This window comes from Arhodomonas sp. KWT, from assembly GCF_010993615.1.
Genome location: NZ_WNXE01000040.1, coordinates 1 through 12,081, shown reverse-complemented (window position 1 = coordinate 12,081; position 12,081 = coordinate 1). Strand labels below are relative to the sequence as shown.

12 protein-coding genes are annotated in these 12,081 nt (G+C 69.6%); all 12 read right to left on the bottom strand.

The annotated features are described in order from the left end of the window. Positions 1 to 9: 9 nt before the first annotated feature. Entirely contained in the window at positions 10 to 1,185 is a 1,176-nt protein-coding gene (gene lapB, locus G7A99_RS08850; protein WP_018718585.1) for a lipopolysaccharide assembly protein LapB, read from the bottom strand. A gap of 2 nt (positions 1,186 to 1,187) precedes the next feature. Next, complete coding sequence (locus G7A99_RS08845; protein WP_026321136.1) at positions 1,188 to 1,481, bottom strand: lipopolysaccharide assembly LapA domain-containing protein; 294 nt, start codon at positions 1,479 to 1,481, stop codon at positions 1,188 to 1,190. 119 nt (positions 1,482 to 1,600) lie between these two features. Continuing rightward, positions 1,601 to 1,903, bottom strand: a complete 303-nt coding sequence (locus G7A99_RS08840) for an integration host factor subunit beta (RefSeq protein ID WP_018718587.1) — start codon at positions 1,901 to 1,903, stop codon at positions 1,601 to 1,603. Between the two features lie 105 nt (positions 1,904 to 2,008). After that, positions 2,009 to 3,688, bottom strand: a complete 1,680-nt coding sequence (rpsA, locus tag G7A99_RS08835; protein WP_018718588.1) for a 30S ribosomal protein S1 — start codon at positions 3,686 to 3,688, stop codon at positions 2,009 to 2,011. A 116-nt stretch (positions 3,689 to 3,804) separates the two neighbouring features. Beyond that, positions 3,805 to 4,488: a (d)CMP kinase gene (gene cmk, locus G7A99_RS08830; protein WP_018718589.1), complete on the bottom strand. Its 684-nt coding sequence runs from the start codon at positions 4,486 to 4,488 to the stop codon at positions 3,805 to 3,807. Then, positions 4,485 to 5,828 (bottom strand): 3-phosphoshikimate 1-carboxyvinyltransferase, encoded by a 1,344-nt coding sequence (gene aroA, locus G7A99_RS08825; RefSeq protein ID WP_163139597.1) that lies wholly within the window; start codon positions 5,826 to 5,828, stop codon positions 4,485 to 4,487. The genes cmk and aroA overlap by 4 nt, the downstream gene beginning before the upstream one ends. 13 nt (positions 5,829 to 5,841) lie before the next feature. Next, positions 5,842 to 6,717, bottom strand: a complete 876-nt coding sequence (locus tag G7A99_RS08820) for a prephenate dehydrogenase/arogenate dehydrogenase family protein (RefSeq protein WP_018718591.1) — start codon at positions 6,715 to 6,717, stop codon at positions 5,842 to 5,844. Then, complete coding sequence (hisC, locus tag G7A99_RS08815) at positions 6,714 to 7,856, bottom strand: histidinol-phosphate transaminase (RefSeq protein ID WP_163139595.1); 1,143 nt, start codon at positions 7,854 to 7,856, stop codon at positions 6,714 to 6,716. Before hisC ends, G7A99_RS08820 begins: the two co-directional genes overlap by 4 nt. A 35-nt stretch (positions 7,857 to 7,891) precedes the next feature. Beyond that, on the bottom strand, positions 7,892 to 8,980 hold the full coding sequence (pheA, locus tag G7A99_RS08810) for a prephenate dehydratase (RefSeq protein WP_163139593.1): 1,089 nt from the start codon (positions 8,978 to 8,980) through the stop codon (positions 7,892 to 7,894). A 9-nt stretch (positions 8,981 to 8,989) separates the two neighbouring features. Beyond that, complete coding sequence (locus G7A99_RS08805) at positions 8,990 to 10,159, bottom strand: phosphoglycerate dehydrogenase (RefSeq protein WP_018718594.1); 1,170 nt, start codon at positions 10,157 to 10,159, stop codon at positions 8,990 to 8,992. Positions 10,160 to 10,198: 39 nt separating this feature from the next. Further along, positions 10,199 to 11,281, bottom strand: coding sequence for a 3-phosphoserine/phosphohydroxythreonine transaminase (gene serC / locus G7A99_RS08800; RefSeq protein WP_018718595.1), 1,083 nt, complete (start codon positions 11,279 to 11,281; stop codon positions 10,199 to 10,201). Positions 11,282 to 11,328: 47 nt separating this feature from the next. After that, positions 11,329 to 12,081, bottom strand: a 753-nt coding sequence (locus G7A99_RS08795) for a DNA gyrase C-terminal beta-propeller domain-containing protein (protein WP_305792314.1), incomplete at its 5' end; no start/stop codon positions are given.

Genomic DNA, 12,081 nt, shown 5'->3' with positions numbered 1-12,081 from the left:
CTGTCCATGCTACTCCCCCTGCAGCCCCTTGACGGGCTTGATGGTGCTCCAGGCGCGGCAGCTCGGGCACTGCCAGTGCAGCTGCCGGGCGGCGAAGCCGCAGCGCTCGCACCGGTAGGGCTGGCGGTCGCCGATCAGCGCCTGGAAGAGCTGATGAAGGACGCGGAGGTCGCGCTGGCGGCGCCGGTCCGGGTCCTCGTCGTCGATGTTGAGCTCGATGAGCCGGTTGAGCCCGCGCACGGAGGGCCGGCGCCGCAGCTGGGAGGCCATGAACTCCACCGCCGCCTGGCGCCCCTCGGCCTCGGCGATGAGTTCGGAGAGCTTCATTACCACGGAGGCGCCGTCGTAGGCATGCATGGTCCGGTAGAGGAACCGCCGGAAGCGGTTGAGCTGGCCCAGCTCCCGATAGCATGCCTCCAGCGGCGGCAGCACCTCGGGGAGGTAGTCGAGGTCCTGGTTCTGGACGTGGCGATAGGCCCGGGCGGCGGCGCGGACATGGCCGCGGCTGCGCTCCAGGTCGCCGCGGAGCATGTTTGCGCGCACGCAGGTGGGATCGAAGCCGAGCGCGCGCTTGAGCAGGCCGCGCACCTCGTCGTCGCTGTCACCGCGACGCATCGCCTCCTCGGCCTGCTCACAGCAGAACTGGGCGCAGCGCCCGCCGAGATCCTCGCCGGTCACCCGCGCCAGGCGCTGGGCGACCCGCACGGCCTCCTCCCACTCCCGCTCCTGCTGGTAGATATCGAGGAGATGGCGCAGCGCGGTGACTGCGTGGTCATCGAGCTCGGCGACCTCGCCGAAGATCGCCTCGGCCCGATCGAGGAGCCCGGCGCTCATGTAATCCTTGGCGAGCTCCAGCATGGCGTAGGCATGCTGGCCGCGTTCCAGCGACGGCCGCGCGATGAGGTTCTGGTGGATGCGGATCGCACGGTCGACCTCGCCCCGCCGGCGGAAGAGGTTCCCCAGGGCGAGGTGGGTCTCCACGGTGTCGGAATCCACCTCGACCATCCGGGTGAAGACCTCGATGGCCTTGTCCGGCTGCTCGTTGAGGAGGAAGTTGAGGCCGCGGAAGTACTCCGGCGAGAAGCTCGCGCGGCGACCGCGCTGACCGCCTCCGGCGTCACGCCGGCCGATCACCCACCCGGACAGGGCCGCGACCGGCAACAGCAGCCACAGCAGCTCAAGCATCGTCAGGGGTTGTCGCGCAGCGGCAGCTTGCGCAGCTCGTCCACCTCGGTACGCGCCTGTTTCGCCTCACGGCGCAGACGGGCGAGCTCGCGGCGCTGGCGCACGATCAGTGCCGTCGTGGAAACCGCCCCGAGCACGGCGCCGCCGAGCAACGTCACCGCCAGCCACAGGGAGAGCGGCATGGTCGCGGTACCGAAGTAGTAGTTCACCTGGGCGTCCCCGGCGTTGAGCATGGCGAAGCTCAGCCCGAGGGCGATCACGGCGAGGGCGAGGATGAATAGCACTAGACGTCGCATCGGTGTGCAGGTCCCTTCATGCAGCTGGAGTCCGGGGAGGTGCGGACATTCTGAAGCAAGCCATGACGGGAGTCACGCCGGCGGGGCGAAGCGGCCCCGCCCGATACGGCGTCGCCAGGTCACTCGCGAATGGGGTGGTCGCTGCCGTCGTTCACCCGCTCACGCATCTCCTTGCCCGGCTTGAAATGCGGAACGTACTTGCCGGGCAGCGCGACCGGATCCCCCGTCTTGGGGTTACGGCCGATGCGCGGGGGACGATGGTGCAGCGCGAAGCTGCCGAAACCGCGGATCTCGATCCGCTGCCCCGAGGCCATCGCCTCGCTCATCTGCTCCAGCAGGGTTTTGACCGCCAGCTCGACATCCTTGTGGGGGAGGTGTTGCTGACGATCGGCAATGAGGTCAATTAGCTCGGATTTGGTCATCGTTCTACCAGCAAGCCTGATCCGCCACGGACGCAGCGGAGCCCCCAATCAGAAAGGCCGGGAGGTCGCCCACGGCATGAGCGACCCCCCGGCCCCGCGGCCGCGTTACTCGTGGTCCTTGTTCTGCATCTGCTCCTTGAGCAGATCACCGAGCGCGGTGGTGCCCGCATTGGACGGCCGGCCGAAGTCCTCCACGGCCTCGCGGTCCTCCTGCTGGTCCTTGGCGCGGACCGACAGGTTGATCATGCGGTTGCGGCGGTCGACGGCGGTGAACTTGGCCTCCACCTCGTCGCCCTCGCTGATCACCTGGCGGGCATCCTCGACCCGGTCGCGACCGAGATCGGAGGCACGCAGATAGCCCTCGACCTCCTCGGCCAGCCGGATGGTGGCGCCCTTGGCGTCCACCTCGATGACGGTGCCCGTCACGACGCTGCCCTTCGGGTGCTCGGCGACCCAGCTGGACAGCGGATCCTGCTCCAGCTGCTTGATACCGAGGGAGATGCGCTCACGCTCCGGATCCACGGAGAGGACCACGGCCTCGACCTCGTCGCCCTTCTTGAACTGGCGCACGACCTCCTCGCCGGCGTCGTTCCAGGACAGGTCGGAGAGGTGCACGAGGCCGTCGATCCCGCCGTCGAGACCCACGAAGATGCCGAAGTCCGTAATGGACTTGATCGCCCCGGCGACCCGGTCGCCCTTGTTGTACTGGGCGGCGAACTCGTCCCAGGGGTTGGGCTGGCACTGCTTCATGCCCAGCGAGATACGGCGGCGCTCACCGTCGATATCGAGGATCATGACCTCGACCTCGTCACCGATCGCCACGACCTTGGCCGGGTTGACGTTCTTGTTGGTCCAGTCCATCTCGGAGACGTGGACGAGACCCTCGACACCCTCCTCGATCTCGACGAAGGCACCGTAGTCGGTGATGTTGGTCACGCGACCGTTGACGCGCGCACCCTCGGGGTAGCGGCCGGCGATGTTCTCCCACGGATCCTCGCCAAGCTGCTTGAGGCCCAGGGAGACGCGATTGCGCTCGCGGTCGAACTTGAGGACCTTGACCTGGATCTCGTCGCCGACGTTGACCACCTCGGAGGGGTGCTTGACGCGACGCCAGGCCATGTCCGTGATGTGCAGCAGGCCGTCGATGCCGCCGAGGTCCACGAAGGCACCGTAGTCGGTGAGGTTCTTGACGATGCCCGGGAGCACCTGGCCTTCCTGGAGCTTCTCCAGCAGCGCCTCGCGCTCGGCACTGTACTCCTCCTCGACGACGGCGCGGCGGGAGACCACCACGTTGTTGCGCCGGGGGTCGAGCTTGATCACCTTGAACTCGAGGTCCTTGCCCTCGAGGTAGGTAGTGTCGCGCACCGGACGGATGTCCACCAGCGAGCCGGGCAGGAACGCGCGAACGTTGCCCAGGTCCACGGTGAAGCCACCCTTGACCTTGCCGCTGATCTGGCCGGTCACGGTCTCGCTCGCCTCGTAGGCGGATTCGAGCTTCTTCCAGACACGGGCACGCTTGGCCTTCTCGCGGGACAGGCGCGTCTCGCCGAAGCCGTCCTCGACGGCGTCCAGCGCGACCTCGACCTCGCTGCCCACCTCGACCTCGACGTTGCCCTCGTCGTCGATGAACTGCTCCAGGGGAATGACCGCCTCGGACTTGAGGCCGGCGTTGACGATGACGTCGTCACCGTCGATTGCCACCACGGTGCCGTTGACGATCGCACCGGGGCGCATGTCGGTGTTCGAAAGGCTCTGTTCGAACAGTTCAGCAAAGCTTTCGCTCATGGATGAGTTGATCCCAGACCGTAACCAGTCAAGTTGTTGCCATACATACGGGAAGCGGCCCCCACCGGTTTACGGGGGTCGCTCCCACTTTCTTGTCGAGTCTCCAGGGGTCGGGTTCAGCGGCGCTGCTGCCAGCGACGCACCTGGCTCATCACCGCCTCGGCTGCCTGATCGACGTCGAGCTCGGTCGTATCGAGCACAACGGCATCTTCTGCCGGGGCGAGAGGGGCCACCGTGCGGGACGCGTCGCGCCGGTCACGCGCGGCGATCTCCTCTACAAGACCGCGAAGACTAGCACCAAGCCCTTGGTCTATCAACTGTTTATAGCGTCTGCGGGCGCGCTCGTCCACCGACGCGGTGAGGAAGACCTTCACCACGGCATCCGGGAAGACCACCGTCCCCATATCGCGGCCGTCCGCGACCAGCCCCGGGGGCTGGCGGAAGTCGCGCTGGCGCTGCAGCAACGCCTCGCGCACGGCCGGCAGTGCCGCGATCCGCGAGGCCGTATCGCCGCAGTCCTCGGTGCGGATGGCGGCGGTCACGTCCTCGCCGTCAACGAACACGCTGGAGTCGGTCTCGCCGCTGGCGAAACGGATATGGATGCGCCGGGCGAGATCCACCACGGCGGCCTCGTCGGCGGGATCGACACCGTCGCGGACCACCGCGTGGGCGAGCACACGGTAGATCGCGCCGCTATCGAGCAGGTGCCAGCCCAGGCTGTGCGCGAGGCGGCGGGCGATGGTCCCCTTGCCGGAGCCGCCGGGGCCATCCAGGGCGATAACGGGCACGGACTCGCTCATGTTGCCTCCGGCGTATGCCACTGCTCGGCCAGCATCAGACCAACGGCGCGCGCCTCAGCGGCGAAGGTGGGGTAGGAGGTGGCCACGTTGGCGCAGTCGTCGATCACCACCGCATCCCGGGCCATCAGGGAGGCGACCGCGAACGACATGGCAACACGGTGGTCACCGTGGGCATGCACCCGGCCGCCAGTGAGGCCGCGGCCGCCGCGCACGATCATGCCGTCCGGCGTGGCGGTGACGTCGGCCCCCAGGGCGGCGAGCCCCTCGGCCATCACCGCGATGCGATCGCTCTCCTTCACCCGCAGCTCCTCCGCCCCGGTGACGCGGGTCTCGCCGCTCGCCGCCGCGGCGGCGACGAACAGCACCGGGAACTCGTCGATCGCAAGCGGCACCAGGCGCGCCGGCACGTCGATGCCGTGCAGCGGCGCATGGCGCACGCGCAGGTCCGCCACCGGCTCACCGCCGACCACGTCCTCGCGCACGGCGGTGATGTCCGCACCCATCAGGCGCAGGATCTCGATCACGCCGGTGCGGGTCGGGTTCATGCCGACGTGCTCCAGGATCAGATCGGAGCCCGGGGTGATGCTCGCCGCCACCAGGAAGAACGCCGCGGAGGACACGTCCGCCGGCACGCTCACCGGCGTCGCCGTCAGCCGGCCGCCCCCGGCGAGGGTCACGGTGCCCGCCTCGCGCCGCACCGGATAGCCGAAGCCGGCGAGCATGCGCTCGGTGTGGTCCCGGCAGGGCGCGGGCTCTCTGATGCGGGTCTCGCCCTCGGCGTAGAGGCCGGCGAGGAGCAGCGCGGACTTGATCTGGGCGCTGGCGACGGGCAGCGCATAATCGATGCCGTGCAGCCGGCGGCCACCGCGCACGGTGAGCGGCGCGGTGCCGCCCTCCGCGGTCTCGATCAGCGCGCCCATCTCCGCGAGGGGCGCGGTCACCCGGCGCATGGGCCGGCGGGTGAGCGAGGCGTCGCCGGTGAGCGTGGTATCGAAGGCCTGACCGGCGAGCAGCCCGCAGAGCAGCCGCATGGCCGTGCCCGAGTTGCCCATGTCCAGCGCCGCCGCCGGCGCGCCCAGGCCGTGGAGCCCTGCCCCGGCGAGCCGCAGGGCGCCGCTGTCCGGACCCTCCGCGGCCACGCCCATGGCGCGGAAGGCGGCCAGGGTGGCGAGCACGTCCTCGCCCTCGAGGAGGCCGTCGATCACGGTCTCTCCCTCGGCGAGGGCCCCGAACATCACCGCCCGGTGGGAGATGGACTTGTCGCCCGGGACCCGCAGGCGGCCGCGCAGCCGCTCGCCGCCGGAGGCGGTGAAGGTCAGTCGTGATTGAGCGTGTGTCATGCCCTGCCCGGCCCTAGCGTTCGAACACGTGGAGGAAGTCGTCCCGCGTGGCCTTCGCCCGTGAGAACACCGCCTCGAGGCTGTCACCGTCGCCGGCGCGCACCCACTCGGTGAGCGCATCCAGGTCCTCGCGGTAGCGCAGCAGCGTCTCCAGTACCGCCTCCCGGTTGGCCAGGCAGATGTCGCGCCACATCACCGGATCGCTGGAGGCGATGCGGGTGAAGTCCCGGAAACCGCCGGCGGCGTACTCGAAGACCTCGTGGCTGGCGTCCCAGCGGCTCAGGGTGTCCACCAGCCCGTAGGCCAGCAGGTGCGGCAGGTGGGAGGTCGCCGCGAGCATGCGGTCGTGATGGGCGACGGCCATCTCGCTGACCTCCGCGCCGGCGCTGGTCCACATGCCGCGCACGCGCGACAGCGCCGCGGGGTCGGTGTCCGGCCCCGGCGTGAGGATGACCCGGCGGCCGCGAAACAGCTCGGGGAACCCGGCCTCCACACCGGAGCGCTCGGTGCCCGCCACCGGATGGCCGGGCACGAACCAGGGCGGCACGGCACCGAACACCGCGCGCGCGTCCTCGACCACGCTGCCCTTGGCGCTGCCCACGTCGGTGACCACGCAGTCCGCCGGCAGGGCGTCGGCAACGGCCTCGAACACGCCGCGCACCGCGCCCAGCGGGACGCCGATCACGACCATGTCGGCATCCGCCACGCCCCGCGCGGGATCCGTGGTGCCCCGGTCAGCAACGCCCAGCGCCACCGCGCGGTCGACGCCCTCACGGCGCCGGCCCACGGCGACGACCTCATCCACGGCGCCGGCCTCGCGCAGCGCCCGCGCCAGCGAGCCGCCGATCAGCCCCATACCGATGACGGTAAGCTGGCCGATGCGGATCATGCGCGCTCCCCGGACAGCGCCTCGCCCAAGGCCTCGACGAAGCGGGCGTTCTCCCCGGCGGTGCCCACGGTCACGCGCAGGAACCGCGGCAGCCCGTAGCCGCCGATCGGCCGCACGATCACGCCGCGGCGCAGCAGCGCCTCGTTGACAGCACCCGCGTCGTCGCCCACCTCCACGGCGAGGAAGTTGCCCGCGCTGGGCAGCACCGTGAGGCCCAGGCCCTCGAGGCGAGCGCGCAGCCACTCGCGCTGCTCGCTGTTGAGCGCGACCGAGCGGTCCACGTGGTCCGTGTCGGTGAGCGCGGCCTCCGCCGCCGCCTGGGCCACGGAGTTCAGATTGAAGGGGTGGCGCGCACGGTTGAGCAGATCGGCGATCTCGGGACTGGACAGGGCATAGCCCGCACGCAGGCCGGCGAGACCGTGGATCTTGGAGAAGGTCCGTGTAATCACCAGATTCGGATAAGTCTCCAGCCAGCGGCGGCCGTCCACGTAGCCGGTACAGTCACGGGCGTAATCGACGTACGCCTCGTCGAGCACCACCACCACCTCGCGGGGCACACGCGCGATCAGCGACTCCAGGGTGTCGCCGTCCAGCCAGGTACCCGTCGGGTTGTTGGGGTTGGCGATGAACAGCACCCGTGTCTGTCCGCCGATACCGGCGAGCAGCGCCTCCGGGTCGTGACCGTAGGGCTGGGGATGGTCGGCGGCGTTGGCCGCCGCCACCACCGCCTCGGCGCCGACGGTGCGCGTGGCGATGGCGTACACCGCAAAGGCGTGCTGCGAGAACACCGCCTCGCGCCCCGGGCCGAGGAAGGCGCGGGCCAGCAGGTCGAGGACGTCGTTGGAGCCGTTACCGAAGGTGATGCACTCCGGGGCGACGTCGTGATGACGCGCCACCGCGTGGCGCAGGGCATGGGCGCTGCCCTCCGGATAGCGGTGCACACCGGTGACGGCGTCCCGCGCCGCGGCCACCGCGGCCTCGCCCGGGCCGAGGGGATTCTCGTTGGAGGCGAGCTTGACGATGTCGCTCACCCCGTACTCGCGGGCGAGCTCGGCCTCGGGTTTGCCCGGCTGGTAGGGCTGGAGGTCCCGCACGCCGGGCACCGCCAGATCGCAGAAGGGGATCGCGTCGCTGCTCATCGCTCTCGCCTGTGTGCTATGTCTGCCGCCGCCGCTCAGTCGCCGGCACGCGGGTAGGAGCCGAGCACCTTGATCAGGCTCGCCAGCTGCTCCATCTCGCCGAGGGCACGCTTGAGCGTCGGATCCTCGGCGTGGCCGAGGACGTCGATGAAGAACACGTATTCCCACACCCCCTGGCGCGAGGGCCGCGACTCGATCCGGCTCATGTTGAGCCCGTAGCGCGCGAGCGGCGCCAGCAGTCCGGCGAGGCCGCCCGGCTGGTTGGGGCGCGAGACCACGACGGAGGTCTTGTCCTCGCCGGTGGCGGGCGGGGTCGTGTTGCCGAGGATCAGGAAGCGGGTGGTATTCACCGCGCCGTCCTGGATGTTGGGGAAGAGGACCTCGAGCTCGTAGCGCTCGGCGGCGGCATCGGAGGCCACCGCCGCGGCCCCCGGCGCCGACGCCGCCAGGCGCGCCGCCTCGGCGGTGCTCGATACCGGGATGCGCTCGGCCTGGGGCAGGTGTAAATCCAGCCAGGCGCGGCACTGGGCCAGCCCCTGCTGGTGGGAGTACACCCGCTGGATCGCCGCGAGGTCCTCCACGCGGCTGACCAGGTTGTGACGCACCGGCAGCTCCACCTCGCCGACGATCTTCAGGTGCGAGGCCAGGAAGCGGTCGAGGGTATGGGAAACCACGCCCTCGGTGGAGTTCTCCACCGGCACCACGCCGTAGTCGGCGTTGCCGGCCTCCACCTCGCGGAAGACCGCGTCGATCCCCTCCTGGGACATGGCCCTCATGCCATGGCCGAAGTGCTTGAGCGCGGCCTCCTGGGTGTAGGTCCCCTCCGGACCGAGGTAGGCGACGGACAGCGGCTGCTGCAGGGCCAGGCACGACGACATCAGCTCGCGGAAGAGCCTGAGCACGTCGCCGTCCGGCAGCGGCCCCGGGTTGGCCGCCCGCAGGCGCTTGAGCACCGAGACCTCGCGCGAGGGGCGGTAGAAATCCCCGGGCTCGCCGCTCTCGCGCTTGATCCGTGCGACCTCGCCCGCCGCCTCGGCACGGGCGTTGATCAGCCGCAGGATCTCGTCATCGATGCTGTCGATGCGCTCGCGCACCTGCTGCAGCCGGTCCGTCTCGTCGCTCATGGCCCGCTCCTACTCGATGACCCGCACCGCGAGCACGCCCTCGATGCCGCGGATGCGCTCGACCAGCTCGCCGGGGATGCTGCCCTCGACATCCACCACGGTGTAGGCGAGGTCGTTGCGGGACTTGTTGTACATGTCCGCAATGTTGAGCCCCGCGTCCGCGAGCGCGGTGGAGATCTGACCGAGCATGTTCGGGACGTTGTTGTTGGCCACCGTCAGCCGGTCGCCCGCCCCGTTGCGCGGCAGCATCATCTCCGGGAAGTTCACCGAGTTCACCACGTTACCGGTCTCCAGGTAGTCCCGGAGCTGGTCGGCGGCCATGATCGCGCAGTTGTCCTGCGCCTCGTTGGTGGACGCACCGATGTGCGGCAGGGTGACCGCCCGGTCATGGTCCTTGAGGGCGTTGCTCGGGAAGTCGCAGATGTAGGCGCCCAGGCGCCCGGCATCCAGGGCTTCCACCACCGCCGGCTCCTCGACGATGCCGGAGCGCGCGAAGTTGAGCAGCACGGCGCCCTCGCGCACCTGGGCGAGACGGTCGGCATTGACCAGCCCGCGGGTGGCGTCGATCTCGGGCACGTGCAGGGTGATCGCGTCGGACTCGGCGAACACCTCGTCGACGCTGTGCGCCCGGCGCACGTCCGCCTCCAGCTTCCACGCGCTGTGGATGGTGATCTGCGGGTCGTAACCGATGACCTTCATGCCCAGCGCGCGGGCCGCGTTGGCCACCTGCACGCCGATGGCACCTAGGCCGATCACGCCGAGGGTGCGGCCCGGCAGCTCGAAGCCGACGAACTGCTTCTTGCCGGACTCGGCCTGACGGTTGATCTCGGCATCGTCGCCTTCCAGGCCGCGGGCGAAGGCCCACGCCGGGCAGATGTTGCGGGCGGCGAGCAGCAGCCCGGCGACCACCAGCTCCTTGACCGCGTTGGCGTTGGCACCGGGGGTATTGAACACCGGGATACCGCGATGGCTGAGCTCGTCCACCGGCACGTTGTTCACGCCGGCACCGGCACGCGCCACGGCCTTCACCGTCTCCGGCAGGGCCATGCCGTGCATCTTGTGCGAGCGCAGCAGAATGCCGTCCGGGTGCTGGATCTCCGAGGACGCCTCGTAGCGCTCCCGCGGCAGTCGGTCGAGCCCCTTAACGGAGATATTGTTGAGAGTGAGTATCTTGTACATCAGCGCTCCTGCTTTCTTCCGTTCGCCGTGCCGCCGGCCTCAGCCGTGGCGGCGCTCGAAGTCCTGCATGAACGACACGAGGGCGTCGACGCCCGCCTCGGGCATCGCGTTGTAGATGCTCGCCCGCATGCCGCCGACACTGCGATGGCCCTTGAGGGTGGCGAGCCCAGCCGCCTTCGCCTCGCTGAGGAAGGTGTCGTTGAGCGACTCGTCCGCCAGCACGAAGGGCACATTCATCCAGGACCGGCAGTCCGGGTCCACGGGATTGCGGTAGAAGCCGGAGGCGTCGATGGCGTCGTAGAGCTTGCCGGCCTTGCGCCGGTTGATCTCGGCCATGGCCTCGAGGCCACCCTGGCGCTTGAGCCACTTGAACACCAGCCCCGCCATGTACCAGGCGAAGGTCGGCGGCGTATTCGCCATGGAGTCGGACTCGGCCATCTTCTGGTAGTCGAGGATCGCCGGGGTCTCGGCCATCGCCGAACCGAGCAGGTCCTCGCGCACGATAACCACGGTCACGCCCGCCGGGCCGATGTTCTTCTGGGCGCCGGCGTAGATCATCCCGAACTTCGAGACGTCGATGGGCCGGGAAAGGAGCGTCGAGGACATGTCCGCGACCAGCGGGACCTCGCCGACATCCGGGACCCAGTGGAACTCCACGCCGCTGATGGTCTCGTTGGGCGTGTAGTGGAGGTAGGCGGCGTCGCTGGAGCGCTGCCAGCTCTCGAGCGCCGGGATGGACATGGGGTCGCCGTTGCCGCCCTCGGCGACGACATTGACCTCGCAGTACTTGCGCGCTTCGGCGATGGCCTTCTTGGACCAGTTGCCGGTATTCACGTAGTCGGCGGAGCCGCGCCCGCGCAGCAGGTTCATCGGCACCGCCGAGAACTGGCCGGAGGCACCGCCCTGGAGAAAGAGCACCCGGTAGTTGTCCGGGACCGCGAGCAGCTCGCGCAGGTCGGCCTCGGCCTCGGAGGCGATGGACACGAACTCCTTGCCGCGATGGCTCATCTCCATCACCGACATGCCGGAGCCCTGCCAGTCGACCAGTTCTTCCTGGGCCTGACGCAGGACCTCTTCGGGTAGCGCTCCGGGACCCGCGCTGAAGTTATACACGCGCGACATACAATCTCGCTCCTGACAGCTTGCGAAAACCGTTGGCGCGCCGGCGTCTACTCGGCGTCGGCGCCCTCCTCGTCGTCATCCAGCACCTCGATGCGCGCCACCCCGACCAGGTGCTCGCCCTCGCTCAGGCGGATGAGCATCACGCCCTGGGTGTTGCGCCCCAGCCGCGATACCTCGTCGACGCGGGTGCGCACCAGGGTGCCGGCATTGGTGATCATCATGATCTCGTCGCCGTCCACGACCTGGGCGGCACCGACCACGCCGCCGTTGCGCTCCGAGGTCTGGATCGATATCACGCCGCGGCCGCCACGACCGCGGATGGGGTAGTCGCTCACGGCGGTGCGCTTGCCGTAACCGTTCTCGGTGGCGGTGAGCACGTCACCGTCGCCCAGGATCAGCAGCTGGATCACCGCCTGCCCCGGGTCGAGGCGAATCCCGCGCACGCCGGTGGCGGTACGCCCCATCGGCCGCACGTCGGCCTCGCCGAAGCGGATGGCCTTGCCGGCGTCGGTCACCAGCATGACCTCGCGCTCGCCGTTGGTGACGCCAACGTTGACCAGGGCGTCGTCCTCGCCGAGGTTCAGCGCGATGATTCCGCTCGAGCGCAGCCGCGAGAAATGCGACAGCGGCGTCTTCTTCACCGTACCATTCCGGGTCGCCATGAACACGAAATGGTCGTCGTCGAACTCGCGGATCGGCAGCACCGCGCTGATCCGCTCGTCGGACTCCAGCGGCAGGAGATTCACCACCGGCTTGCCGCGGGCGTTGCGGCTGCCGTGGGGCAGCTCGTAGACCCGCAG